Below are 26,203 nucleotides of genomic sequence, written 5' to 3' on the forward strand. Positions count from 1 at the left end.
GTGTCGACGGCCGCTCGGCCTAACTGAAGATGACCGAGCGGAAGAGAAGTCTGTCCGAGCCCCGGCCGCCGTTCGGGCGAAGCGAGAAGTAGGAGTCGCTCGAGCAGCCGTCGTCCAGGAACACCACGGCGGTCGAGTCGGTGTCGTTCCGCGGACGGAACGCGTCGACGTCCCAGTCGGCTATTTCGGGTATTTCGATGCATTCGCCGTCGTCCGGATCCACCAGGGTGCCGACCTGGATTTCTTCGTCTTCGTCGTAGTAGCGGTAGGTGAATTCGCCGTCGGCCGCGGAGGCCACCGCCGGAATCGTGAAGCACAGGGCGACGGCGCTGACAAGGGAAAGGAAAGCGGTTCGTGTACGCATGGTTCGACGTTAGGACGGTGATCAACATCTCCGGTAGGTCCCGCGGCGAGGTCCACCCGAGGGTGTGGACCTCGCCCGGACGGTGATCGATAGTGAGGGCATGTACACCGGCAACCCCGACGTCCCCGACGACGTGTTCGCGGACGTTCTCAGCCAGATCAGCGATTTCGTGCGCACCCGGGTGATGCCCCGCGAGCTGGAGATCATGAACACGGACGCCATTCCGGCGGATCTGCGGGCGCAGGCCGCGGAGATGGGACTGTTCGGGTACGCGATCCCCCAGAAGTGGGGCGGGCTCGGCCTCGACCTGGTGCAGGACGTCGAGGTCGCGATGGCGCTGGGGTACACGTCGCTGGCGCTGCGGTCGATGTTCGGCACGAACAACGGGATCGCCGGGCAGGTGCTGGTCGGTTTCGGCACCCGGGAACAACAGGCCCGGTGGCTGCCGGGGATCGCGTCAGGTGAGGTCGTCGCGTCGTTCGCGTTGACCGAGCCGGGCGCTGGGTCGAATCCGGCCGGGTTGCGGACCAGTGCGAAGCCGGACGGTGACGGCTGGGTGATCGACGGCGGGAAGCAGTTCATCACCAACGCCACCGAGGCCGGCCTGTTCGTGGTGTTCGCGCGGACGGACACCGGGATCGCGGTGTTCCTCGTGCCCGCCGACGCGCCGGGCATCACGGTCGGGGCGAAGGACGCCAAGATGGGGCAAGAGGGTTCGCGGACCGCGGACGTGACGTTCTCGCAGGTCCGCGTCGGGCCCGAGGCGCTGGTCGGCGGAGACGGCGAAGTCGGCTACAAGGCGGCGATGACGTCGTTGGCGCGCGGCCGGATCCACATGGCGGGCCTCGCCGTCGGGACGGCGCAGCGGGCGTTGGACGAGTCGGTCGCGTATGCCGCGTCGGCCACCCAGGGCGGTACGCCGATCGGGGATTTCCAGCTGGTGCAAGCGATGCTGGCCGATCAGCAGACCGGTGTGCTCGCCGGCCGCGCGCTCGCCCGTGAGGCCGCGCGGGCGTATGTGACGGGGGAGGACCGGCGGATCGCGCCGTCGGCGGCGAAACTGTTCTGCACCGAGATGGCGGGCAAGGCGGCGGATCTCGCGGTGCAGGTCCACGGCGGGAGCGGCTACATGCGCGAGGTCGCGGTCGAGCGGATCTACCGGGATGTCCGGTTGATGCGGCTGTACGAGGGCACGAGCGAGATCCAGCGGTTGATCATCGGCGGTGGGCTGGTACGGGCCGAGAAGAAGAAAGCATGACGCGGCCACTCGACGGGGTCACCGTCGTCGCCGTCGAACAGGCCGTGGCCGCGCCGCTGGCCACCCGCAACCTCGCCGACCTCGGCGCGCGGGTGATCAAGGTCGAACGCGTCGACGGCGGGGATTTCGCCCGCGCGTACGACCACGCCGTGCACGGCAGCGGCGCGCATTTCGTCTGGCTCAACCGGGGCAAGGAATCGCTCGCCGTCGACCTCAAGACCGGCGAGGGCCGTGACGTCGTCCGGCGGCTGGTCGCGAAGGCCGACGTGTTCGTGCAGAACCTCGCGCCCGGCGCGGCGGAGCGGCTCGGTTTCGGTGATCTGCGGGCGGATCACCCCGAGCTGGTCGTGGTGAACCTGTCCGGGTTCGGCGCGGGCGGGCCGATGGAGCGGCGCAAGGCCTACGACATGCTGGTCCAGGCCGAGGCCGGGCTCATCGCGATCACCGGCACCCCGGACGCGCCGGCGAAGACCGGCATCCCGACCGCCGACATCGCCTCGGGCATGTACTGCGCGCAGGCGGTGCTGGCGGCGTTGCTGCGCCGCTGGCGCACCGGCGAGGGCGCGACGATCGAGGTCTCGATGCTGGAAGCCACCGTCGAATGGATGGGATACGCGCTCAACACCCGGATGTACGCCGGCACCGAGCCCGAGCGGATGGGGCTGAGCCACAGTTCGATCGCGCCGTACGACGCCTTCCCCACGCGCGACGGCCAGATGCTCATCGGCGTCCAGAACGACACCGGCTGGCGCACGCTCGTCACCGACGTCCTCGACGCGCCCGAACTCGCCGACGACCCGCGTTTCACCACCAACGTCCAGCGGGTCGCCCACCGCGCGGAATGCGACGCCGCTGTCGCCGCGAGGACATCGCGGTGGTCCAACAGCGAACTCGACGACCGGCTCGCCGCGGCCGGGGTTCCCGCCGCACAGCTCAAGGACGTCGGCCAGGTCGCCGACCATCCTCAGCTCCGGGCGCGCGATCGCTGGCGCAAGGTCGGCACCGAATTCGCCCGGATCGACGCGCTGCTGCCGCCGGTGACGTTCGACGATTTCGAGGCGTGCATGGGCGACGTCCCGGCTTTGGGAGAGCACACGCACGCGTTGCTCGTCGAGTCCGGAGTGGACGCCGACGATTATCTTCGCCGCGGGATCGCCCGCTGAATTTCGGGAGCGTCTGGAGGAACTCCAGGATTACGATCAAGAACATGCGATTCGCCATCAAGACTTCGCCGCAGGACACCGTTTGGTCCGACATGCTCGCCGTCTGGCAGGCCGCCGACGAGATCGAACTCTTCGAATCGGGCTGGACCTTCGATCACTTCTATCCCATTTTCTCGGATTCGACCGGCCCTTGCCTGGAAGGGTGGGTGACGCTCACCGCGCTCGCGCAGGCCACGAAACGGCTCCGGGTGGGCACGCTGGTCAGCGGGATCCACTACCGCCACCCCGCGCTGCTCGCGAACATGGCCGCGACACTGGACATCGTTTCCGGTGGACGGCTGGAGATCGGTGTCGGCGCGGGCTGGAACGAAGAGGAATCCGGCGCGTACGGCATGGAGCTGGGCACCATCAAGGAGCGCAGTGACCGCTTCGAGGAGGCTTGCGAGATCCTCGTCGGCCTGCTGACCCAGGAGACCACCAGTTTCCAGGGCGAGCACTACCAGCTGACCGACGCCCGCTGTGAACCCAAGGGCGTGCAGAAGCCGCATCCGCCGATCTGCATCGGTGGCAGCGGCGAGAAGCGGACCCTGCGTACGACCGCGAAGTACGCCCAGCACTGGAACTTCGTCGGCGGCACGCCGGAGGAGTTCGCGCACAAGCGAGAGGTGCTGCACCGGCACTGCGCGGACATCGGCCGGGATCCGAAGGAGATCACCCTGTCCTCGCACGTCCGCCTCGGCGCGGACGGTGACTACGCGAAGGTGGCCGCGGAGGCCGAAGCACTCGGTGAAGTGGGGCTCGACCTGGCGATCATCTACTTGCCGCCGCCGCACACCCCCGCCGTGCTGGAGCCGCTCGCGAAGGCGCTCGAACCGCTGCGCTGAGGTCTCGAAGGCCGGCCGGGGAGCGACGGCCCGTTGCGGAACCGGCCGGTCTCGCTATACGGTGACAGAACTAGAACAGGTTACAGTTCTGCACGGTGGGCGACCGAGGAGCGGACATGGCGAACAGGGCTGCGCGCGGCGACGAGGCCGACTACGTGGTCGTCGGATCGGGCAGCTCGGGCGCCGCGATCGCGGGCAGGCTGGCGGAGGCCGGGGCCAGCGTGATCCTGCTCGAAGCGGGTAAGACGGACGAGAAGATGCTCGTCAAGAAGCCGGGGCTGGTCGGCCCGATGCACGCGGTGCCCCAGCTCAAGAAGCCGTTCGACTGGGGCTACTACTCGGTGCCGCAGAAACACGTTCTCGATCGCCGGATGCCGGTGCCGCGCGGCAAGGTGGTCGGCGGCTCCAGCTCCATCAACGGGATGGTCTACGTGCGCGGCAACCGCGCCAACTTCGACTCCTGGGCCGCCGAGGGCAACAAGGGCTGGGACGCCGACAGCGTCAACGCCGCGTACAAGCGGATGGAGGACTTCGAGGACGGCGAGAGCGACTTCCGCGGAGCGGGCGGGCCGATCCGGGTCACCCGCAACAAGACCCCGCAGGAGGGCACGCTCCAGTTCCTCCAGGCGACCGCCGACGCGATCGGTTGCGACATCCTCGACGACTACAACGCCGAGTCCCAAGAGGGCGTCAGCCGGATGCAGCAGAACGCCGCCGACGGCCTGCGCTACAGCGCCTCACGCGGCTACATCCACCATCTCGCGCCCGCCACGCTGCAGGTCCAGTCCGGCGTGCTGGCGAAGAAGGTGGTCATCGAGAACGGCCGTGCCGTCGGTGTCGAGGTCGTCGACGCGAACGGCGGGCAGCGCATCCTGCGCGCGGGCAAGGAGGTCATCCTCTCGGCGGGCTTCGTCGGATCCGCGCAGCTGCTGATGCTGTCCGGGGTCGGCCACGCCGAGCACCTGAAGGAACACGGCATCGACGTCGTCGCGGATCTGCCGGTCGGGGACAACCTGCACGACCACATGTTCCACGCGCTGACCTTCCGCGCGTCGTCGAGCAAGAACAGGGGCACGCCGCCGTACTTCGCGCGTGGCCTCGTCAGCGAACTGATGCGGCCCGGGACGACGTTCCTGGCGAACTCGGTCTTCGAGGCGGTCGCCTTCCTCAAGACCTCCCAGGCCGCCGAGGTGCCCGACCTCCAGCTGCATCTCCTGCCGTGGGCGTACGTGACGCCGAACCAGGACGCGCCCATCCGCCACGACGTCGACAAACGGCCCGCGCTCACCGTGCTCACGACGCTGATCTACCCGAGGAGCCGCGGCACACTGCGTCTCGCTTCGGCCGATCCCACGGCGGCGCCGCTCATCGACCCGCAGTACCTGTCCGATCCGGGCGATCTCGAGGTGCTCGGTGAGGGCTCGGAGATGGTCCGCGAGATCTTCGCATCGAAGGCGTTCAACGGCTCGATCAAGGAGGAGCTGCACCCGGGCAAAGCGCTGCAGGGTCAGGAACTGCGCGACGCGATCCTGAACCGCGCGACCTCGGTCTACCACGGTGTCGGCACCTGCCGGATGGGCGTGGACGAGCTCGCGGTCGTGAGTCCAGACCTCAGGGTTCGCGGGGTCGAGGGCCTGCGGGTCTGCGACGCCTCGATCATGCCGTCGATCACCGGTGGCAACACCAACGCGCCCGCCATCATGATCGGCGAAATGGGCGCGCAGCTCGTCCTTTCGGACAACTGACGGAGAAGAGGGCCATGACCGTCACACCGCTCGCGCTCACCCGTCCGGCGTCGGTGACCGACGCGTTCCTCCGACGGCTCGCCGCCCGCGTGCCGGGCTCGTCCGGCGCGACCTGGAAACTCACCGAGGTCTACACCGGCGAGGTGCTCGTCGAGCTGCCCCAGTCGACCCCCGCCGACATCGAGCAGGCGTTCACCACGGCACGCGCCGCGCAGGAGAAGTGGGCCGCCACCCCTCTCAAGCAGCGCCTGGAGGTGTTCAAACGCGCGCACACGCTCTTCGTCGACAACGCGCCGGCCGTCACCGACCTCATCCAGGTCGAGAGCGGCAAGAACCGCCGGATGGCGATCGAGGAGACCTGCGATCCGGCGATGGTGATGAGCCATTACCTCACGCGGGCCGCCAAACTGCTGGCGCCGGCGAAACGCGGGGGACCGGTCCCGTTCCTGACGACGTCCACCGAGATCCGGCAGCCCAAGGGCGTGGTCGGGATCATCGCGCCGTGGAACTTCCCGTTCGCCACCGGCATTTCCGACGCCGTCCCGGCGCTGATGGCCGGGAACGCGGTGGTGCTGAAACCCGACAACAAGACCGCGCTGTCCCCGCTCTACGGCGTCGAGCTGCTGGAGCAGGCCGGGCTGCCCAAGGGGCTGTTCCAGGTGGTGTGCGGCGAGGGCCCCGACGTCGGCCCGACGCTCATAGGCCAGGCGAACTACGTGATGTTCACCGGTTCCACCGCCACCGGCCGGGTGATCGGCGAACAGGCGGGCCGCAACCTCATCGGCTGCTGCCTCGAACTCGGCGGCAAGAACCCGATGATCGTGCTCGAAGACGCCGATCCGGACGAGACCGTGCAGGGCGCGATCTTCGGCGCTTTCGGCAACACCGGGCAGATCTGCATGCACATCGAGCGGATCTACCTGCCGGAGTCCCGCTACGAGGAGTTCAAGAACGCGTACGTGGCCAAGACCAAGGCCCTCGACGTCCGCGCCGCGTACGACTTCGGGCCGGACATGGGTTCGCTCGTCTCCGTCGACCACATGAGCCGGGTCAAATCCCACGTCGACGACGCCGTCGCCAAAGGCGCGACCGTCCTTTGTGGAGGGAAACCGCGGCCCGACCTCGGCCCGGCGTTCTTCGAGCCGACGATCCTCGAAGGTGTCACAAAGGACATGCTGTGCGGCGTCACCGAAACCTTCGGACCCGTTGTGGCACTGCACAAGTACCGCACGGTCGACGAAGCCGTCGCGCTCGCCAACGACACCGAGTACGGCCTCAACGCCTCCGTCTGGGGCGCTGACGTCGGCGCCGCGCGTGCCGTGGCCGCGCGGATCGAGTCCGGCAACGTCAACATCAACGACATCCTGGCCACCGCGTACGCCTCGAAGGGAACGCCGTCGGGCGGGGTCAAGAACTCCGGCGTCGGCGCCCGCCACGGGGACCAGGGCCTGCTCAAGTACACGGACGTGAAGAACGTCGCGGTGCTCAAGAAGCAGGTCATGGGTCCCCGCGGCGGCCAGACCTACGAGAAGTACGTCGAAGGGATGCTCTCCGGCCTGAAACTCATGCGGCGCTTGCGTATCCGCTAAACCTCGTCGGTGTGCTGCGGCGCGGCCAGCACACAGGCGATGCTCAGCACGCACATCCCGATCAGCAGGCCGATTGCCGGCCAGACACTGCCGGTCGCCTGGAACAGCAGCGTCGACACCAACGGCGAGAGGCCGCCGAACAGCGCGCCCGCGAGCTGATAGGACAGCGAGATGCTGGTGTAGCGCGCCCGCGGGCGGAACATCTGCGAGAGGATGGCGGCGATCGGGCTGTAGGTCGCCGTCATCGCCAGGCGCATCGCGACGAACGCCGCGATGATCAGCACCGCGTTCTTGGTCGACAGCACCAGGAACTGCGGCGCCGCGAGCACGGCGACCCCGATCAGGCCGATGACGACCACCCGCACCCGGCCGAAGCGATCGCCGAGCCAGGCCGCGCCGAAACTGACGACCAGTTCGACGAAGGCGGCGATGGTGAGCGCGTTGAGCACCAGCGATTCGGAGACGCCGACGGCCGGGTCGGTCGCGTACGCCGTCGCGAACGTGGTGACGAGGTAGTAGCCACCGACCGCGACGGGCAGCACGCAGATGCCCAGCAGGATCGGCTTCCAGTTCGTCCGCACCGCGTACAGGATGGGCACGCCGGTTTCTTCGACGGTTTCCTCGAAGACCGGTGACTCCTCGACCTTCAGCCGCACGATGAGGCCGACGCCGATGAGCAGCACGGACGCGAAGAAGGGGATCCGCCAGCCCCAGGTGGCGAGCCATTCCGTGCCGCCGGTGCTCAGGAGACTGAACAGGCCGGTGGCCAGCAGCGCGCCCGCGGGGTTGCCCGCCTGCGCGAACGCGCCGTAGAAGGTCTTCTTGTCCGGTGGCGCGTGTTCGACGGCCATGAGCACGGCGCCGCCCCACTCGCCGCCTACGGCGAGGCCCTGGACGAACCTGAGGACCACGAGCAGGATCGGCGCCCACGTGCCGATCTGGCCGTAGCCGGGGAGACAGCCGACCAGGAACGTCGCCGCGCCCATCATGGTCAGCGTGATCACGAGCGCGGTCTTGCGGCCGACCCGGTCGCCGACGTGCCCGAACACGATGCCGCCGAGCGGCCGCGCGAAGAACCCGACGGCGTACGTCGCGAAGGCCGCCGCGACACCGGTCAGCCGGTCGCCGGTGGCGGGGAAGAACACGGTGCCGAAGACGAGGCTCGCGGCCGTGGCGTAGATGTAGAAGTCGTACCACTCGATCGTGGTGCCGACGAAGGCCGCGAGCCCGGCCCGGCGGGCACGGCGGAGCGAATGTGTGTCGGTTCGGACGGTCATCGGGCCACCTCGCCGTCGATCCAGGTTTCCAGCACGCCGATGCCCGCGATCCGGCTCGGGTCGCAGGTCAGGGGATTCTCGTCCAGCAGCACGAAATCCGCGCGTTTGCCGGGGGTGATCGAGCCGAGGTCGCGTTCCCGGCCGAGCACCCGGGCGCCGGCGATCGTATGCGCGGCGACGGCCGACCGGACGTCGATCAGCAGGTCGTCCCCGCCGAGCCGGTGACCGCGGCGGGTCGTCCTGGTCACCGCGGTCTGGATGGCTTCGAGCGGATTCGGTTCCGCGACCGGGGCGTCCGAGCTCAGCGTGACCGGTACACCCGCGGCCTGGAACTCGCCGAGCGGGTTGAACCGCTCGCCGGGGGTCCCGACGGCGTCGGTGACGCCTTCGCCCCAGTTGTAGTAGTGCTGCGGCTGGTTGACCGGATGGACGCCGAGCGCGGCCATCCGCTCGATCTGCTCCGGGGAGGGCAGCCCGCAGTGCTCGATGCGGTGCCGCGCGTCAGGCCGGGGATTACGTTGCTGCGCGTCGTCGATGGCGTCGAGCACCATGGCGATCGCGTCGGGGGACTGGGCGTGGGTCGCGGTCTGGAGCCCGGCTTCGTGGGCCTTGCCGATGAGCGCGGCGTAGTCCTTCGGGTCGTGATAGAGCTGCCCGGTACGGCAGGGATCACCGACGTAGCCGTCCGGGAAGTACGCGGTCCAGCCGCCGAGCGTGCCGTCGGCGTAGAACTTGATCCCCGCGAAAGCGAGGCGGGTGGTGCCGAAAGCGCCGTGCAGTCCCATTTCCAGGGCCTGGTCGAGCAGATGGGAAAGCAAGTACATGTGGACGCGTGTCTTGAGCCGCCCGGCCTCGTCCAGCCGCAGGTACATGTCGAACTCGCGGCGCGTGACCTGGGCGTCGCCGATCGCGGTCACCCCGGCGGCGAGGAACTTCTCCTGCGCCGCGGCCAGCTGCCGCGCGTGCTCCTCCGGCTCGTCCTCGAGGTGGAAGTTCGGCCCGTGCCGTCCGACCTTCACCCCGGCGACCCCGGTGAGGATGTTGCACGCGGCGTCCGAGAGCTCCCCGGTGAGTTCGCCGTGCTCGTCACGGAAGAACACCCCGCCGTCGGGATCCGGGGTGTCCCGGGTGACGCCGTTGCGCCGCAACGTGAAGCTGTTCACCACGCCGCCGTGCCCGCTGGCGTTCATGAGGTAGACCTCGCGATCGCCGGCGACCGCGTCGAGTTCTTCCTTGCGGGGGTGGCGTTTCTCGGCGAGGTTGCGGTGTTCGTAGCCATAACCGCGGACGGGCCTGCCCGCCGGGGTGTTCTCGGCCGCCTCGCGCAGCAGGGCGACGATGGCGGGGATGGTCGACGCGCGCTCGGGACCGCAGTCGACCCAGGTCATCATCTGCCCGTACATCAAGGGATGCGCGTGCGGATCGACGAATCCCGGCAGGAGCGTGCCCGGCAGCCGCCGCACCTCCGGATCGGGACGGCCGAGGCCCGCCGCGCGGGCACGGCATTCCTCCACCGAACCGACCGCGGCGATCTCCTCGCCGAACACGAGTACCGCTTCGGCGCCTTCGGTGGCGTCGTCGACGGTCACCAGCTCATCGGGACGCAGGATCGTCGCTCGCGCGTCGAGGACTGAACGATCGAGGGGCAACAGGCGCATCGGGCGGACTCCTGGGGTTTTCGACGGTGAAGTGGGGCGAAGGTAAGCGACGAAAACCGTCAGCGCAATCAGATCGGTCGTATACGGATGGTGTTCACGATCGATCTGCACGCGATCATGAACACAACGCGCAATCCCGGCTGTCTTTGCCGGGTTTCCGCTGGTGATATGGTGCGTCTCGCCGTCGGAAATTCAGCAGAGGAGAAATCGCGTGGACGACGCGCTGGTCGCGGCTTTGCGCACGGACGGCCGGATGAGCGTCGCCGATCTGGCCAAACGCGTCGGGGCTTCGAGGTCGGCCGTGTCGGCCAGGCTGGAGCAACTCAAGGCCGACGGCTCGCTGAACGTGGTCGCGGCGGTCCATCCCGAGTTCCTCGGCCTGACCGCGTACGCGCACCTCGCCATCCGCACTACGGGCCGCTCGCAGGCGACGACGGACGCGATCGCGGCCTTGCCCGCCGCGGCGTTCGTCTCCGCGGTGAGCGGGGATCACCAGACCGTCGCCGAGCTGCGCTTGCCCGACTCGCCCGAGCTCTATCGCACGGTGGCCGACATCCGCGGCCTGCCGGAGGTGGAGCAGGTCAACACCCTGGTCTACGTGGACGTGGTCAAGGGACTGTTCATGCCCGGCCGCCCGCTGCCGCCCTGGTTGCGGCTCGACGACCGCGATCTCGCGATCATGCTGCGGCTGCAGGCCGACGGGCGGGAAAGCTACGCGCGTATCGCCGAGCACGTCGGGCTGTCGCCGTCGGCCACCCGCACCCGCGTGCGCTTCCTGGTCGAACACGACGTCATCCGCATCGCGCCGGTGCTCAGCCGCGCCCGGCCGGACGCCGGTCTCGTCTGCGGGATCGGCCTGAACGTGCGGGGATCCGGGGATTCCGTGACCGCCGCGCTCGCCGCGCGGGAAGACACCGAGTTCCTCGCCAGGACCATCGGCCGGTTCGACGTCGTCGCCACCATTGCCGCGCAGTCCGCCCGAGCCCTCGACCGGGCGCTCGAAGAGATCAGCGGCAGGCCGGACGTGGTGACCGCGGAGACGTGGGTCCACCTCCGCATCGCCAAGGAACGCTACGAATGGCCGCTGCCGACCGCGGAGGAACTCGCGCGCCGCTAGGCGTTGTCCAGCAAGGCTTTCCGGATCTCGGTCTTGAGCACCTTGCCGATCTTGGACCGGGGGAGATCCGGCCAGACCAGGATCTCCTTCGGCGTTTTGATGCTGCCCAGCCGCTCCTTGACCGCGGCGCGGAGCTCTGGCGCCGCCGCCGTTCTCCCGGAGTGGAGCTGGACCACGGCGGTGATCTGCTCGCCCCATTTCTCGTGCGGCAGCCCGATCACGGCGCAGTCCTGCACCGCTTCGTGCGCCATGAGTGCCTGTTCGACCTCGGCCGAATAGACGTTGAAACCGCCGGTGATGATCATGTCCTTGGCGCGGTCGACGATGTAGAGGTAATGGTCCTCGTCGAGGTAGCCGATGTCGCCCGTGTGATGCCAGCCGTGCGCGCTCGCCTCCGCCGTCGCGTCCGGATTCTTGTAGTAACCGAGCATCACCAGCGAACCGCGGACGACGATCTCGCCGCGTTCGCCGGGCGGGAGCAGCTCGCCCGTGTCGGACATGATCGCCACCTGGGTGAGCGGGGTGGGCTTACCAGCCGACGTGAACCGTTCCAGGGCAAGGGATCCATCGGGATGGACGTGCTCGGCGGGGGCGAGGGTGGACACCATCATGGGGGCTTCGCTCTGCCCGAACAACTGCCCGAAGACCGGGCCGATCCGGGTGATCGCTTCGGCGAGTTTGGTGGCCGACATCGGCGCGGCGCCGTACCAAAGGCATTGCAGCGACGACAGATCGGCGGTGTCGAGCGCCGGATTGTCGAGCAGCAGGTAGATCAGGGTCGGTGGCAGGAAGGTGTGCGTGATGCGGCGGCGTTCCACCAGTGCGAGGAATTCGCCGAGGTCCGGCGAGGGCATGACGACGATCTCGCCGCCGAGGGTCAGGACCGGGAAACAGAGCACGCCCGCCGCGTGGGTCAGCGGCGCCAGCGCCAGATAACGCGGGCGGCCGGTGAACGGGTAGCTCATCAGCGTGAGCGCCGACATCGTCTCCACGTTGGTGCCGCTGAGCATCACCGCCTTGGGGTGGCCGGTGGTGCCGCCGGTGCCGACCAGCAGGACCATATCGTCCGGCGGGGTTTCCTCCCAAGGATCGGCGCTGTCGATCCAGTCGGAAAACGGGACGGCGCCGGGCATCGTGCCGTCGAGACAGACCACTGTGGACAGTTTCGGCAGGTCGGGGAGCATCCGGGAGACGAGCGGTGCGAACGACTCCTGCACCAGGAGGCAGGTGCAGTCGAACAGGTCGAGCAGTTCCCTGTTCTCGGCGGCCTCGTTGCGCGGGTTGACCGGGCACCACACGGCACCGGCCCGGCTGATCCCGAAGACACAGCCGAACGACAGGGGATCGTTCCCGGACAGGATCGCCACCTTGTCGCCCGGCTTGACACCGGACCGGGCCAGCGCCCGCCCCACCTGCCACGACAGCTTTTGGACTTCGCCGTAGCTGAGGGACGTGTCGCCCATGGTGAGGCAGGGAGCCGCCGGATCTAGTGAAGCGCCCTTGTCGAGGTAGTCGGTCAGTCGCACGCGCTCGTCCTTCCGGTCAGTCGTGGACGGTCAAGACCGGATTCGAAACCAGCCCGAAGCTTCGTAGCACGCCGAGCAGTTCGCGGTGGCCGAAAGCCTGGCACCCGGAGGCGAACCCCACGCGTTTCGGCGGCTGCTGAAGCAGCGAGTAGGCGCCGTAAGCCTGCATCAACCCGGTCTGCTTGTAGTTGCAGGTCCCGTGGATGACACAGTGCGCGCGGCCCAACGGCCCCGAGGCGTGCACCGAATCCAGCGAGGTGTTGAGCCGCTGGTTCTCCCTCGGCGGCATCTCGTCGCGCACCGCGGCGGCCTGCTCCGCCAGCACACGCATCTTTTCGTCCAGCGGCAGGTCTTTCACCTGTTCCAACACGGCCGCGACGATCTGCGGCACCCCCTGCATGAGCGCGCGGTCGAAGACGCCGCCGACGGCCTTGACGTTGGCCACGCGGGCGTCGTTCTTGAACCAGACCGGATGCGAGGTGCCGCCCCAGGGAAGGGCCAGCCCGGTTTCGTGATGGCCGGGCACGGTGACGTCCTGCAGTCCGCCGTCGGCGGGCCAGGGTCGGTACTCGTTCTGTTCGAGGTAGTACGCGGCGGACAGCGCGGCGTTGACCAGGATGGTCTTCGTCGAAGCGACCGTGGGATAGCCCTTCCAGAACACCAGGATGTCCAAAGTGTCCAGTCCCGGTGTCTCCAGGCACAGATTCGCCGCGATCTCGCCGGTGGTGTACATCTGCGCGATACCGGGGGAGAGCAGCAGGCCCTTCTCGGCCATCTGCGCGCCGTAGCGTTCCTCGGAGGCGATCAGCCAGTCCTGTTCGCCGGTGGTGTCGAGGTAATGCGTTCCGGTGCGCAGGCAGGCTTCGACGACCTCGTGGCCGTACTCGCTGAACGGGCCGACGGTGTTGCACACGACCTTGGCGTCGCGGAACAGTTCGGTGAGCGCTTCGACGTCGTGCGAGACCTCGACGACTTCGTGATCGATGGTGTCGAGGCCGGGAACGTGGTCGATCGCCTCCTGGATGCGGGCCTTGTCCCGGCCGGCGGCGATGAACGGGACGTTGTATTCGCGCAGGTACTCGCAGATCAGCCGTCCGGTGTAGCCGGAGGCGCCGTAGACCACGACGGGTTTGGGGCTGCTCATGGTGATTCCTTTCGGGTTCGTGCTGGTCACATGCCCATTCCGCCGTCGACCGGGAGCCCGGCGCCGGTGATGAAGCGGGCGGCGTCGGAGGCGAGGAACACGACGGCGTCGGCCATGTCCGCGACCTCGCCGAGCCGCCCGGCGGGGGTTTGCGCGACGACCGCGCCGATCGCGTCCTCGACGCTGGGGAACAGCCCGACCTCGACGACGTCCTGCGCGAGCTGATTACCCATCTGGGTGGGGACGAGGCCGGGGTAGACGCAGTTGACGCGCACGCCGTAGCCGAGTTTCCCGGCCTCCATCGCGGCGACCCTGGTGAGCCGGTCGACCGCCGATTTCGTCGCCGAATAGCCGGCGATACCGGGGAAGGCGATGGTCGCGGCGACCGAGGCGATGTTCACGACGGCGCCACCGGCGCCCGCGGGACCACCGGGCCGCATCGCGCGGAAGGCGTGCTTCACGCCGAGGGCGGTGCCCAGGACGTTGACGTCGAGCATCTTGCGCACGTCGGCGGGGTCGAGGTCGGCGACGAGCCCGGTGATCTCGACGCCGGCGTTGTTCACCACGATGTCCAGCCCGCCGAGTTCGCCGATGACCGCGTCGACCGCCTGCTCCCAGCTCTGTTCGTCGGTGACGTCGAGCCGGACGAAGCCCGCGTCGAGCTTGTCGGCGGTGGCGCGCCCGAGATCCTCCTGGACGTCGCCGATGACCACCGAGGCGCCCGCCTGTGCCAGCGCTTCGGCCATTCCGGCGCCCAGTCCCTGCGCGCCACCCGTGACCAGGGCTTTTCGGCCCGAAAGGTCGTACGAACCCATGGACTTCTCCTCCTTGAGACTGTCCGCGGTTGCGGTGTGGGTCACATCCTGTGCCAGTTTTGGACAGTCGTCAAGATTTTCTTGGACAGTCGTCAAGAGATCCGCGAAGCTAGACTGTGGGACCCCGCGGCAGGCGCGGGCTCCCGGACCGGACAGGAACTCGTGGTGACCGAGACGAGCGAGCGGATCGCACGCCGGAGCGTGGACAAGTTCGCCCAGCGACGGGCGGAACTGGCGGAGTCCGCGCTGCAGGCGCTGTCCGAGCTGGGGTACGCGAGGACGAGCCTGCGGGAGATCGCGCAGAAGTCGAACTTCTCGCACGGGGTGCTGCACTACTACTTCACCGACAAGGTGGAACTGCTGACCTATGCGGTCCGCAAGTTCGAGGAAGTGTGCGTGACCCGCTACGACGAGGTCGTGGCCATGGCGCGTTCGGCCGAGGAACTGGAGCGGGGATTCGGCGAGGCGATGGCGGGCACGCTGCGGGCCGACGCCGTGATGCACCGGCTGTGGTACGACCTGCGGAATCAGAGCCTGTTCGAGGCCGCGTTCCGCGCCGACGTGCTCGAGATCGACACTCAGCGGCAGGCGATGATCTGGCGGGTCGTGGAGCGCTACGCCGAACTCGCCGACGCTTCGCCCGTCGTGACGCAGCAGGTCGCTTACGCGGCTTTCGACGGCCTGTTCCAGCAGGCGCTGCTGCACCATCTCGCCGATGGCCTCGCCGAGGACGCCGGGTCGTTGCTCCGGCGGCTGGTCTCGTAAGTCCGTTCGATGGGCTCCTGGAGGTGGAGCCCATCGAACGGCTTGCTGCTAGTCGGTGGCGTTGATCGCCGCGCCGTCGTAGAGAAGGGTTCCGGCGCTGTCGTAGACCCGGACCTTGAGCTTCGTCATTTCCGACCGCGAGTCGGCCATCAGCCGCTCGAACTCCGCGCGGCCTTCCGTGGAAGCGGCTTCATGGGCTTCCAGCCTTACCCGCGCGTGGCGGAGGCTGACCATGTCCACGGCTATTTCGGCGGCGAAGGTGCCGTCCACGACGTCGGCTTCGGCTACTGTGCCGTCGCTCGCGTGGAGCTCCAGTCTGGCCGCTCCGGGGGCGAGGCGTCCCATCAGGCAGGCGGGCCGGCCGTTGTAGGCGGCCATCCAGCGCCAGACCGCGTACGGGCGTTGGTCTTGGTCTTGTTTTCGGTCTTGGGGTTGCAGGTTCAGCCACGTGCCGCGGCCGTTCTCGAGGTTGCAGATGCCTGCGGATCCGTCGTCGTTGTAGGCGAGGAGTGCGCCGAGCTCGGCCGTGGCGCCGATTCTGGCGCCGGGATGCCAGCCTTGGGTGAGTGGCAGCTGGTCGGTCGAGCCTCGTGCGGTTTTCTCTTCGATGGTCGTGGTGAGGGCTGATTCGAGCTGTGCTGCGGGTGATGTCATTGCGTGCTGTTCTCCTTTGTGTCGGTTCGATGAGCGAGCGGATTCGATGTTAACAGTAAGCGCTTACTGAGGGTTCGGTTTGTTCTTGGAGTCGGCTGGTCGGCGGTGACGCCGAGAACACCAGTGGCCTGCCGGGAATCCGGTGGTGGCTCAACTCTTGAATCCCCGTTCGAAATTTCTTCGCATTCGTACATGTGTTCGATTTATGGTATTCTTATGGGGTGTCTGAGACCTTCCTCCCCGAGTTGCCGCAGGAGTTGTGGCGTGCCGGCAAGCTGGAGCTTGCCCATGGCGTGCAGCACGCTTTGCAGGTGATCCGGATCGCGACCGCCTGTCTGGGGCGGTTTTTGGCGGAGATCGAGTCTCGGGGCGTCAAAGACTTGTACGGGCATGGCAGTACGGCGAGCTGGCTCGCGGAGATCGCGGGGCTGTCACGCGGTGAGGCAGGTCCGATCGTGAAGCGCGCGATCGCGCTAAACCCGACGCGTGCGTTGGATGGCACTGAGGTTCCGCCTCTCGCGCCCGCCACTGCCGCCGTCGCCGCTCAGGGGTTGGTGGGGGATGAGCGGATCGATCAGATCCTGGAGATCTTGAAAAACCTTCCCGCCGAGATTTCGGCTGAGGATCGGGCGGGTGCGGAGCAGATCCTCGGCAATCTCGCTCCGACTGCCGGACCCCGGCAGCTCGCCAAGGCCGAGGCGAATCTGCAGGGCTTGCTCAACCCGGACGGCAACGAACCCAAAGACCCCGAGCCCAAGGAACCGCGTCGCGAGATCACCCTGGAGCGGCGTAAGGATGGGTTCTGGAAGCTGACCGGTCTGCTCGATGATGAGACCGGGGCTCGCACGGCGGCGGCGTTGGAGGCGCATGCTCAGCCACGCCCGGTGGACGAGTTCGGGCAGGCGGATCTGCGGATGAAGTGCGAGCGCATGGGCGATGCCTGGGCCGACCTGCTCGACCTGGCGATCGCGTGCCCGGACCAGCCCGGCACCAGCGGCTACAGGACCCTCGTGCATGTCACCGTCGGACTTGAGGAACTGAAGTCGGGTCTCGGGACCGCGTGTCTCGACTTTGTGGGGACGATGACGGCGCGGGAAGCCCGGCTAGCGGCCTGTGATTGCCTGATGGTGCCGGTCGTGATGGGTTCCTCGGGTGAACCACTGGACATGGGGCGGCTGAGACGGTTCGTCACCCCAGGCCAACGACGAGCACTGAACATCCGAGACGGTGGCTGCGCCTTCCCCGGGTGTCATCGGAAGCCGAAGAATTGCCACGCTCATCATATTGAGCACTGGGCAGACGGCGGGCCGACGGATCTTCGGAATCTGGTGCTGCTGTGTGGTTTCCATCATCGGCTGATCCACCACGGTGACTGGGAAGTACGCATGGCGGCCGATGGGCTACCGGAGTTCATCCCACCCCAGTACAGGGATCCGCTCCGAAAACCCCGGCGTAACACCCTGCACCACGTCTGAACCCGAGGAGCCCGTCGGCCACGCCGGCGACGGGCCCTTCGTCATGCCCGCCGGGCTCATCGATATCCGGCCGCTCCTGATCGGACCGATCACGCACGACTGTGTGGATTTCGGGTCATCCAACGCCCCAAAATCCACACAGTCCCTCGCCAACGGACCAGTCATGATCGATCGGACATCCTCGAGACCTGGCCGCCATCCGTCAAGCGTCCCCAGTCCGCTCATAAACGGTTAAAAGCCCCATACGTTCGACGGGATACACCGGGAGTGGGTGCCCATATCGTCGGAGGCCGACCGCGACCCGGTGAGGAGCACCTCGGATGAAACTCGTGCGGATGATGGGGTTGGCCGTGCTGACGGCCTCCGCGTTGGTGTTGTCGATGACCGCGGCGTCCGCGCACGATCCGGAGACGGCGGAGGGGCAGGCGGCGGCCCGCACCTTCATGGCCGACCACGTCCCGGCCGAGCGGCATGCCGTCACGGGCACCGCGGCGGGGGTCCCGTGCGTCAACGGCAAGGCCGACAAATACCCGTGCAAGAACGTCGACCTGCTCAGTGTGCTGCCTCTCTCCGGTCTCGGCGGCGGCAACGGCAACGACATCTGGGGCTGGACCGATCCGTCGTCCGGCAAGGAATACGCCATCGTCGGGCGGACCAACGGCACCGCGTTCGTCGACCTGAGCGTCCCGACCTCGCCGAAGTTCCTCGGCAACCTGCCCTCCAACGGCGGCAGCAGTTCGTGGCGGGACATGAAGGTGTACAAGAACCACGCGTTCATCGTGGCCGACTTCATCACCGGGCACGGGATGCAGGTGTTCGACCTGACCAGGCTGCGCACCGTCACGACACCGCAGACCTTCACGGCCGACGCGCTGTACAAGGAATTCGGTCCCGCGCACAACATCGCGATCAACGAGGAGACCGGTTTCGCCTACGCGATCGGCTCCAACACGTGCAGCGGCGGGCCGCACATCGTCAACATCCAGAACCCGAAGGCCCCGGCCAAGGCTGGCTGCGTTTCCCAGGACGGCTACACCCACGACACCCAGTGCGTCGTCTACCGCGGACCGGACACGGCGTACAGCGGCAAGGAAATCTGCTTCAACGCCAATGAGGACACGCTGACCATCGTCGACGTCACCGACAAGGCCAGGCCGGTCCAGATCTCGCGCAAGGGCTACTCGGGCGCGCAGTACTCGCACCAGGGCTGGCTGACCGGTGATCAGCGCTACTTCCTGCTCGACGACGAACTGGACGAGTCGCGCGGCACCGACAAGCGCACCAAGACCTACGTCTGGGACCTGGCCAAGCTGTCCGCCCCCGTGCACACCGGCGTCTACAGTTCGCCCGCCACCGCGATCGACCACAACCAGTACATCAAGGGCCAGTACTCCTACCAGGCGAACTACCAGGCCGGTCTGCGCATCCTGGACGTCAGCGGGGTCGCTTCGGCGAAGTTGTCCGAGGTCGGCTACTTCGACATCTACCCGGCGGGCAACGCGGCGAACTTCAACGGGGCGTGGAGCAACTACCCGTACTTCTCCAGCGGCATCGTCATCGTCAACGGTATCGAGCAGGGCCTGGTCGTGGTGAAGCCGAACCTCGGCGGCAAGTGACCGGGGGCAGGGCGTGCGCAAACCCCGGCTCACGGATTGGTTGTTCCTCGCGCTGGCCTTGGTGATCGGCACGGCCGCGGTCTTCGTGGCCCTCCGGCCGGCACCGGGCTCCGCGCATTCGGCTCACCGGCAACAGCCCGTGGTGACGGCGGATCTGCTTCAGGCCGCCCACAGCGACGGGCTGTCGGAGGCGGAAAGCGGCTACCGGTTCGAGCGGGTCACCACTCCCGCCGTCCGGGGTCCCGAGGTACCGGTCGCGTTCCGGATCCTGGGGCCCGACGGGCGGCCGGTGACCCGGTTCCTGGACAACCAGACCAAGCAGATGCACTTCTTCGCCGTGCGCGACGACATGAACGTCTTCCAGCACGTACATCCGAGGCTGGACGGGGACACCTGGCACACGAACCTCGAGCTGACCGACGGCGGCGCCTACCGGATGTTCGCCGAGTTCGTGCCGCTCGACACGAAGGATCCGAAGCATCCGGTGGTGCTCGGTGTCCCGTTCACCGTGCCCGGTGACACCACCTTCGTGCCGGTGCCCGCTCCGGCGGGCGACACCGTGACGGCCACGGGATACCGGGTGACGCGGGTCGACGGGGCGGCCCGGATCCCGTCGATGCGGGCGCAGGTCCTCCGGTTCGCCCTCCGCGGCCCGGACGGCGCGCTCCTCACCGCGGTCGACCCGCATCTGGGTGCCAACGGCCATATGACCGGGTTCCACAGCATGCTGCTGTCGGCCACGCATCTGCATCCGGTCCAGCCGCTCGGCGTGGCACTGGCCGGCGGCGAGCTGACCTTCAACTCCCTGTTCTCGGAACGCGGGGAGTACCGGCTGTTCCTCGAGTTCTCCCACGGCGGGCGGGTGCACACGGCCGCGATCACGGTCGCGGTGGACTGACCGGGACCACCTCCGCGATCTTCGGTGCCGCGCCTCCCGGTGACCAGAGGAGCCGGACCTTGTCGGTCGTGACGCCGTCGGCAGGCAGTTCCGTGTAGCCGCCCGACATCCGGCCGATCGTCCGCCAGCCGCCAACCGAATCCGCGACCTGGACGTCGGCGCCCGCACCGGCGTCCGCCGCCAGGACGACGACCTTGCTCAGCGGTTTCGGCGCGACGCCGGTGACGACGAGCGCGTCGCCCGCCATCGGCGCCGACGCCGCCGCGTACAGCGAATCGGCGTTGTTGTCCGCCGCCGCGGCCAGGTTCGACCCCGCCGGTGTGCCGGTGACGGTGTACTTCGGACTGTCCGGTGTGGACACGGTGAATTCGCGGACCACGACCCAGAAGGTCTGCGTGCCGGTCGTGCGGATGCGGACGAACCGCGCCTCGGCGCCCTCGGGGAGATCGGCCGAGATCACCGGCTCGGTGACCGTCTTCACGGTCGTCCACTGGGTGCCGTCGGCGGAATATTCGAGGACGCCGGCGTGGACGTAGTCGTCCGGGCTGGTCGGCTTCCCCATCAGGATGTCCACATGGGACACCCGCTGCGCGGAGCCGAGGTCGACCCCGATGGTGGCGCCGATCCGGGGTGCCCAGTCGCTCCAGTAGTAGGTCTCGGGGTCGCCGTCGACCATCCGGGCGGGGACGTTGTCGGTGTAGGTGCCGAGCGACGTCGTCGGCCGCGGCCGGATACCGGGCAGGCCGAACCAGCGGTCGGCCGTGGCCAGCGCGCTGTCGAGGAACGGCACGCAGACTCCCGTGCAAGTGCTCGGGTTGCGCGGGCCCCGCGAGGTCGGGACACGGATCGCCTGCGCCTGCTTGAGCGCGGAGACGAGCTCGCCGCGTTCCGCCCAGGCCTTCGCGCCGTCGCCGTCGACCTGGGCCAGCAGCATCCGCACCGCGTGCCTGCCGGCCTGACCGTAGAGCCCGACCTGGTCGAGCCACGGTCCGACCTCCGCGAGGAACTTCGGATTCGACGCCATGCCGCGCCGCAGATCTTCGGGGTCGGAGGCCATCGAGGTCAGGTAGCGATCCAGTTTCGCGGCCGCGTCCCACGGATCCTTTTTCTCCAGCGCGGTCCAGAAGGCGGCCAGCAGCGGCCGAAGCACCGGTGAATCCAGATCGGGTTTCCCGGTTTCGAGGCGGACGAGCAGACTCGAATAGTTGTTCTCCGCGAACACCTTCAGCGCGGGGGCGGCCGGTCCGCCGAGGTCGGCGATGGCGGCGAGCCACGACTTGTCGGGGTCGTACCGGTCCGGGTTCCACAGGAAGTCGCCGGAGGTGAACTCGGCGATCTTGGACGCCTCGGCCTGCACCATCGGGTTCGCGGTGATCCCGGAGAGGTACCTCGCGACGCCGGGCTCGCGGCCGATGTACGGGCCGAGCAGCAGACGTTCGGTGATGTAGTCGTTGACCGGGTAGTTGTCCCAGATCAGGATGTCGTGCCCGAAGACCTCTTTCGCCTGCCGGGCCTGCTTTTCGGTGATCTGCCCGGCGATCACGCCGACGCCGGTCCACTCGACGATCACCGCCTTGTCGAGCTGGGTGCGCAGCGCGGTCTTGTACGGCGAGTCGGCGAGGTCGTAGTACTCGGTCGGGACGGTCTGCAGCCGCTCGACACCGGGATGCGTCGCGATGAAGTCCTGCTGAACGCGGTTGAGCAGGAACGACTGTGCCGCGCCCGCGGCCGCGCCACCGGTGCCGAACTTCGCGGCGTCGGCGTCGCAGTTCCAGCGGGTGTAGGAGATGTCGTCGAGCGGGATCGCGAACGACCGCACCCCGATGTCCCACAGCGACTGGAACTTCGTGACCAGTGCGGTCTTGTCGGCGTCGGAGGAGTAGCACACGGAAAGGCCGGGGGAGAGGGCGTAGGTGAACTCGACGTGGTTCGCGTCGGCGCGGCTCACCAGCTGCGAGAGCAGGGCGAGCTGTTCCGGCGGGTACTGGTCGCGCCAGCGGGCACGCAGGAACGGGTCGTCCTTGGGCGAGTAGACGTACATGTTCTGCTTGGTGCGGCCGTAGAAGTCCAGCTGTGCCAGCCGGTCGGCATGCGACCACGGCGCACCGTAGAAGCCCTCGATCACGCCGCGCAGCGGGGCCGCGGGCCAGTCACGGATGCCGAACGCGCCGCTCGTGCCGGAAGCGAACAGCTGCCGGAACGACTGCGCCGCGTAGAACGTCCCCGAAGTGTCCACACCGGACAGTGCGATCACGCCGCGGTCGGCGGCGAGGACGTAGCCGCCGGGGGCCAGACCTTCCGGACCTTTGAGGCGGAGCGCCGCGAGAGCCAGTGCGGTCGCCCTGCTTTCGGTGGGTCCGCCGACGAAGACGACGAGGCCGCCGTTGCCGCGTTCCCGGTCGACCGCGGCCTGATCGTTGTCGGTGACCTTGACGATCGTGTTCGCGCCCGCCGCCCGGAGGACCTGGTCCACGACGGCGAGCGCGGAGGGATCGGTGGCCGCTCCGACGACTTCGACGACTGTGCGCGGGATGGTCACCTGCCCCGCTCGTGGCGTCACCTGCTGGGGCGTCGGCCATACCTGGGCCAGGGGAGGTGCGGGAGCCGCGCTCGCCGGTGCGGGGACGGCCACCGCCACCGCGGTCACGAGCAGCGTCACCGGAATGAGTCGGAATACCCATCGGAAGGACATCGGCGGCCCCCAAATCGTCGATCAACGACGTTCTGTGAGCAAGCAAACACCCGATGCGATGACCTGGGCTAGGTCGGTCCGGGTGATTTTCCGGCCGGACCGACGGCTACTCGGTCAACGCGGCGGCGGTCAGGGTGAGATGCCGGGTCAGCGCCTCGGCCGCCGCGTCGGCGTCGCGCGCGAGCGCCGTTTCCTCCAGCAGGCGGTGTTCGGCGAGGTGATCGCGGCCGGGAGCGCGGTGCGCCGCCCAGCGGCGGGCCAGTTCGCTCGCGGTCCACATCCGGTCGAACGTCTCCAGCAGGACGGGGTTCCCGCAGCCGTCGAGCAGGGTGCGGTGGAAGACGCGATGGGCTTCCGACCACGCGGCGCTGAGGTATTCGCCTTCTTCGGGAACGAACGGCGGCGTCCGGCTCAGCCGGTGATGGGCGGCGCGGACGCGGGCCTCCCAATCGAGGTCGCCGCGTTCGACGGAGAGGCGCAGGACGAGCGGCTCGAGGGTCCGGCGGGCTTCCGTGATCTCCTGCCAGCGCCGATCGGAGAAGGCGGGGACGGCGAAGCCGCGGTTGGGGAGCCGGTCGGCGAGGCCGTCGCCGACCACGCGGACGAGTGCCTCCCGGACGACCGCCAGGCTCACGCCGTGTTCCTTGGCGAGGTCCTGCGGTTTGAGCGCGGCGCCGGGGGCGTGGTCGCCGCGCATGATCGCGTCCCGCAGGCGGGTGTACACCTGCTCGGAGAGCATCTGCTTGTCCGGTGAAGCCATCCTCGGAGCATAGACGAACGGGCAGATAATCGATTATTTGTGTTATGGTCGATTTATGAACGATCCTTTCGCGAGGCTTCCTGAGGTGGCCTCCTTCACCGTCACCAGTGCTTCTGTCGCCGACGGCGCCGCCTGGTCACCCGAACAGCTGGCCGGGAAGGACGTCTCACCGCAGCTGAGCTGGAGCGGTGCTCCGCGTGGCACCAAGAGCTACGCCGTCACCGTCTACGACCCCGACGCGCCGACCGGCTCCGGTTTCTGGCACTGGGCGGTCGCCGACATCCCCGCCGCCGTCACGGAACTGCCCGAAGGCGCCGGTGACGACGCCGGCTCCGGGCTGCCCGAAGGCGCCATCCAGGTACCCAACGACGCCCGTCTCGCCCGCTTCCTCGGTGCGGCGCCGCCCGCCGGGCACGGCGTGCACCGCTATTTCGTCGTGGTGCACGCCCTCGACGTCGAGTCGCTCGGCGTCCCGGCGGACTGCACGCCTGCCTTTCTCGGCTTCACCATGGCCTCGCACGTTCTCGGTCGCGCGGTCCTGGTCGCCACGTCGGAAACCCCTGGCCCCGAACGCATCGAGGTCTCCCGGCTCGTCCCCGCCTCCGCGGACGCGATCTTCGCGGTCTTGAGCGATCCGCAGGGACATGTCGACATCGACGCGTCGGGAATGCTCATCGACGCGGAGGGCGATCCGGTCGAGCAAGCGGGCGACCGGTTCGTGGTCCACATGGACCGGGAAGCGCTCGGGGACGTGCCCCTGGGCAAGTACGACGTCGAGGTCGTCATCACCACGCTCGCTCCTGGCGAGGAGATCGCCTGGACCGTGGAGGGCCGGATCCGGCCGCATGCCCGGCACATCTACGGCTACCGGCTGGAGCCCGCCGAGGGCGGCACCCTCGTCACGTCGTACTACGACTGGTCGGAGGTGAGCGAGGAGTGGAAGAACCGCATCACTTTCCCGGTGGTTCCCGAGTCCTCGCTCAAGGCCACGCTCGGGATTCTCGAGCGGACCGTGCGGCGTCGAGGCGATTCACCCACGCGCTGACGCCGAACACGACAGAATGTCCCGGTGCGGAACATCCTCGTAGCGATCGCCCTCGTCCTGCTCGGTGTCACCGGTTGCCAGGGCGGGGTTTCCGGTCAAGCCGAACCCGAAGGTGACAGTTTCGCGATCAAGGACGGGTCGCGGCTGCGGTTCCGTCCGGTCCTGGCGGAGCTCCCGCCCGGCCCGGCGACGGGCGCGGCGACCGACCGCCAGAGCACGGATCCCGCCGCACAGCAGGCCGCCGCGGCGGCGCTGGACTGTTCGGAGGGGCCGGATCCACTGGACGGCCGCGACGACCCGGCGCTCCCGCTGGTCAGCTGCGACCGTGTGCAGGGCACGAAATACCTGCTCGGCCCGGCGTTCCTCACCGGAGCCGACCTCAGCCGGGCGAACGCTCGCCTCGACACACAATCCGGGGGTCCGCTCATCGGGCTCAGCTTCACTGACGCGGGCGCGCGGACATGGGCCGACTGGACCGCGGCGAACGTCGGCAAGCAGGTCGCGATGGTGCTGAAGAGCCGGGTGCTGACCGCGCCGTCGATCCAGTCGGCCATCACCGGCGGGGAAACCCAGATCACCGGCAAGTTCACCATGGACGACGCGCGCCGGCTGGCGCGCGACATCGCCGGCGGCTGAGCCCGCGGAATACGATCACCGCACCCGACGTTTGAGCGTTCAACTACTTGAGGAGTTGGACATGGGTTACGAGATCCTGGGCACCCCGCAGGCGCCGACCTTCGGCCTGGACACGTTCGGCGACGTCGGGAACGACGCGAACGGCCAGCCGGTGAGCCAGGCCGAAGCCATCCGCGAGGTCGTGGCCGAGGGTGTCCTCGCCGACCAGGTGGGCGTGGACTACTTCGGCGTCGGCGAACACCACCGCGCGGAGATGGCGGTGTCCTCGCCGGACGTCGTGCTGGCCGCGATCGCGGGCCGGACCGAACGGATCCGGCTGGGCACGGCGGTCACGGTGCTCAGCTCGGACGACCCGGTGCGCGTGTACGAGCGGTTCGCCACGCTGGACGCGGTTTCCCGGGGACGCGCGGAGGTCACGCTCGGCCGTGGCTCGTTCACCGAGTCGTTCCCGTTGTTCGGGTACTCGCTCGAGGACTACGAAGCGCTGTTCGCCGAGAAGCTCGACCTGTTCACGCATCTGCAGGAGGAGAAGCCGGTCGACTGGTCCGGGACGGTCCGCCCGGCCCTCGAAGGCGCGCAGGCCTTCCCGGTCACCGAATCCGGCAGCCTGCCCGCGTGGGTCGGCGTCGGCGGCACCCCGCAGTCGGTCGTCCGCGCGGCGGCGTACGGCCTGCCGCTGGTGATGGCGGTGATCGGCGGGTCGCCGGAGCGGTTCACCCCGCTCGCCGACCTGTACCGGCGCGCGCTGAAGGAGGCGGGCCACCAGGAACTCCCGATCTCGATGCACAGCCCCGGCCACATCGCCGAGACCGACGAACTGGCCGTCTCGCAGCACTTCTCGCACCACCAGGCCGCTTTCGCCAAGATCGGCGCCGAGCGCGGTTGGGGTCCGATGTCCCGGGCCGACTACGACGTCATGGCGGGCCCGCGTGGCGCGCTGTTCGTCGGCTCTCCCGAGACCGTCGCGCAGAAGATCGCCTGGGCGGTGCGGACGCTGGGCCTCTCGCGGTTCCAGCTCAAGTACAGCGTCGGCGCGCTTCCGCACGAGCAGCGCCTGAACTCCATCCGGCTCTACGGCGAGCAGGTCGTCCCGCGGGTGAAGGAACTGCTCGGTTAGGGTCG

22 protein-coding genes are annotated in these 26,203 nt (G+C 68.4%); 13 read left to right on the forward strand and 9 right to left on the reverse strand.

The features are described from left to right. Positions 1–19: 19 nt before the first annotated feature. Positions 20–364, reverse strand: coding sequence for a hypothetical protein (locus tag AMK34_RS01205; RefSeq protein WP_073842368.1), 345 nt, complete (start codon positions 362–364; stop codon positions 20–22). A 100-nt stretch (positions 365–464) separates the two neighbouring features. Here AMK34_RS01205 and AMK34_RS01210 point away from each other — a divergent pair, with 100 nt between their 5' ends. From AMK34_RS01210 to AMK34_RS01230, 5 genes are all read left to right on the forward strand, one after another. Then, positions 465–1,622: an acyl-CoA dehydrogenase family protein gene (locus AMK34_RS01210; protein ID WP_073842369.1), complete on the forward strand. Its 1,158-nt coding sequence runs from the start codon at positions 465–467 to the stop codon at positions 1,620–1,622. Next, entirely contained in the window at positions 1,619–2,785 is a 1,167-nt protein-coding gene (locus AMK34_RS01215) for a CaiB/BaiF CoA transferase family protein (RefSeq protein ID WP_073842370.1), read from the forward strand. Before AMK34_RS01210 ends, AMK34_RS01215 begins: the two co-directional genes overlap by 4 nt. A gap of 44 nt (positions 2,786–2,829) precedes the next feature. Continuing rightward, the gene (locus AMK34_RS01220) at positions 2,830–3,669 is read left to right on the forward strand and encodes an LLM class F420-dependent oxidoreductase (protein WP_073842371.1); all 840 of its coding nucleotides are present in this window, start codon (positions 2,830–2,832) and stop codon (positions 3,667–3,669) included. 116 nt (positions 3,670–3,785) lie between these two features. Continuing rightward, complete coding sequence (locus AMK34_RS01225) at positions 3,786–5,414, forward strand: GMC family oxidoreductase (RefSeq protein ID WP_073842372.1); 1,629 nt, start codon at positions 3,786–3,788, stop codon at positions 5,412–5,414. 14 nt (positions 5,415–5,428) lie between these two features. Further along, on the forward strand, positions 5,429–7,003 hold the full coding sequence (locus AMK34_RS01230) for a succinic semialdehyde dehydrogenase (protein ID WP_073842373.1): 1,575 nt from the start codon (positions 5,429–5,431) through the stop codon (positions 7,001–7,003). Here AMK34_RS01230 and AMK34_RS01235 read toward each other — a convergent pair. Together AMK34_RS01235 and AMK34_RS01240 are read right to left on the reverse strand one after the other, a co-directional pair. Then, a complete protein-coding gene (locus AMK34_RS01235; protein WP_073842374.1) occupies positions 7,000–8,280 on the reverse strand; it encodes an MFS transporter in 1,281 nt (426 codons plus the stop codon). The two genes, AMK34_RS01230 and AMK34_RS01235, sit on opposite strands and share 4 nt — an antisense overlap. Next, positions 8,277–9,938 (reverse strand): amidohydrolase, encoded by a 1,662-nt coding sequence (locus AMK34_RS01240; protein ID WP_073842375.1) that lies wholly within the window; start codon positions 9,936–9,938, stop codon positions 8,277–8,279. Before AMK34_RS01240 ends, AMK34_RS01235 begins: the two co-directional genes overlap by 4 nt. A gap of 211 nt (positions 9,939–10,149) precedes the next feature. On the opposite strand from AMK34_RS01240, the gene AMK34_RS01245 reads away from it, so the two are divergent. Further along, a complete protein-coding gene (locus AMK34_RS01245) occupies positions 10,150–11,055 on the forward strand; it encodes an Lrp/AsnC family transcriptional regulator (RefSeq protein WP_073842376.1) in 906 nt (301 codons plus the stop codon). On the opposite strand, the gene AMK34_RS01250 is transcribed toward AMK34_RS01245, so the two are convergent. The 3 genes from AMK34_RS01250 to AMK34_RS01260 are packed head-to-tail and all read right to left on the reverse strand — an operon-like array spanning position 11,052 to position 14,540. Beyond that, positions 11,052–12,581, reverse strand: a complete 1,530-nt coding sequence (locus AMK34_RS01250; protein WP_073842377.1) for an AMP-binding protein — start codon at positions 12,579–12,581, stop codon at positions 11,052–11,054. The genes AMK34_RS01245 and AMK34_RS01250 overlap by 4 nt on opposite strands. A 16-nt stretch (positions 12,582–12,597) precedes the next feature. Further along, positions 12,598–13,725, reverse strand: a complete 1,128-nt coding sequence (locus AMK34_RS01255; RefSeq protein ID WP_038523611.1) for a DUF5938 domain-containing protein — start codon at positions 13,723–13,725, stop codon at positions 12,598–12,600. Between the two features lie 26 nt (positions 13,726–13,751). Beyond that, positions 13,752–14,540 (reverse strand): SDR family NAD(P)-dependent oxidoreductase, encoded by a 789-nt coding sequence (locus AMK34_RS01260; protein ID WP_038523608.1) that lies wholly within the window; start codon positions 14,538–14,540, stop codon positions 13,752–13,754. A gap of 165 nt (positions 14,541–14,705) precedes the next feature. Between AMK34_RS01260 and AMK34_RS01265 the strand changes: the two genes are divergently transcribed. Further along, entirely contained in the window at positions 14,706–15,305 is a 600-nt protein-coding gene (locus tag AMK34_RS01265) for a TetR/AcrR family transcriptional regulator (RefSeq protein WP_038514893.1), read from the forward strand. 48 nt (positions 15,306–15,353) lie between these two features. Here AMK34_RS01265 and AMK34_RS01270 read toward each other — a convergent pair whose 3' ends face one another. Beyond that, a complete protein-coding gene (locus AMK34_RS01270; protein ID WP_073842378.1) occupies positions 15,354–15,959 on the reverse strand; it encodes a hypothetical protein in 606 nt (201 codons plus the stop codon). Between the two features lie 221 nt (positions 15,960–16,180). Here AMK34_RS01270 and AMK34_RS01275 point away from each other — a divergent pair, with 221 nt between their 5' ends. The 3 genes from AMK34_RS01275 (at position 16,181) to AMK34_RS01285 (ending at position 19,948) form a co-directional block, all read left to right on the forward strand. Further along, the gene (locus AMK34_RS01275; RefSeq protein ID WP_073844489.1) at positions 16,181–17,434 is read left to right on the forward strand and encodes an HNH endonuclease signature motif containing protein; all 1,254 of its coding nucleotides are present in this window, start codon (positions 16,181–16,183) and stop codon (positions 17,432–17,434) included. Positions 17,435–17,754: 320 nt separating this feature from the next. After that, on the forward strand, positions 17,755–19,050 hold the full coding sequence (locus tag AMK34_RS01280; protein WP_073842379.1) for a choice-of-anchor B family protein: 1,296 nt from the start codon (positions 17,755–17,757) through the stop codon (positions 19,048–19,050). Between the two features lie 13 nt (positions 19,051–19,063). Next, on the forward strand, positions 19,064–19,948 hold the full coding sequence (locus AMK34_RS01285) for a hypothetical protein (RefSeq protein ID WP_073842380.1): 885 nt from the start codon (positions 19,064–19,066) through the stop codon (positions 19,946–19,948). On the opposite strand, the gene AMK34_RS01290 is transcribed toward AMK34_RS01285, so the two are convergent. Together AMK34_RS01290 and AMK34_RS01295 are read right to left on the reverse strand one after the other, a co-directional pair. Beyond that, positions 19,929–22,607 carry a beta-N-acetylglucosaminidase domain-containing protein gene (locus AMK34_RS01290; RefSeq protein ID WP_241832656.1) on the reverse strand — a complete coding sequence of 893 codons (2,679 nt, stop codon included), beginning with the start codon at positions 22,605–22,607 and terminating at the stop codon, positions 19,929–19,931. The two genes, AMK34_RS01285 and AMK34_RS01290, sit on opposite strands and share 20 nt — an antisense overlap. A 139-nt stretch (positions 22,608–22,746) precedes the next feature. After that, on the reverse strand, positions 22,747–23,379 hold the full coding sequence (locus tag AMK34_RS01295) for a GntR family transcriptional regulator (RefSeq protein ID WP_198941651.1): 633 nt from the start codon (positions 23,377–23,379) through the stop codon (positions 22,747–22,749). A gap of 76 nt (positions 23,380–23,455) precedes the next feature. Between AMK34_RS01295 and AMK34_RS01300 the strand changes: the two genes are divergently transcribed. The 3 genes from AMK34_RS01300 (at position 23,456) to AMK34_RS01310 (ending at position 26,198) form a co-directional block, all read left to right on the forward strand. Continuing rightward, positions 23,456–24,445, forward strand: coding sequence for a YbhB/YbcL family Raf kinase inhibitor-like protein (locus AMK34_RS01300; RefSeq protein ID WP_073842383.1), 990 nt, complete (start codon positions 23,456–23,458; stop codon positions 24,443–24,445). A 24-nt stretch (positions 24,446–24,469) separates the two neighbouring features. Then, positions 24,470–25,081 carry a SecDF P1 head subdomain-containing protein gene (locus tag AMK34_RS01305; RefSeq protein WP_073842384.1) on the forward strand — a complete coding sequence of 204 codons (612 nt, stop codon included), beginning with the start codon at positions 24,470–24,472 and terminating at the stop codon, positions 25,079–25,081. Positions 25,082–25,142: 61 nt separating this feature from the next. Next, the gene (locus AMK34_RS01310) at positions 25,143–26,198 is read left to right on the forward strand and encodes an LLM class flavin-dependent oxidoreductase (RefSeq protein ID WP_073842385.1); all 1,056 of its coding nucleotides are present in this window, start codon (positions 25,143–25,145) and stop codon (positions 26,196–26,198) included. Positions 26,199–26,203: the final 5 nt, after the last annotated feature.

This window comes from Amycolatopsis sp. CB00013 (genome assembly GCF_001905755.1).
Lineage (GTDB): Bacteria > Actinomycetota > Actinomycetes > Mycobacteriales > Pseudonocardiaceae > Amycolatopsis > Amycolatopsis japonica.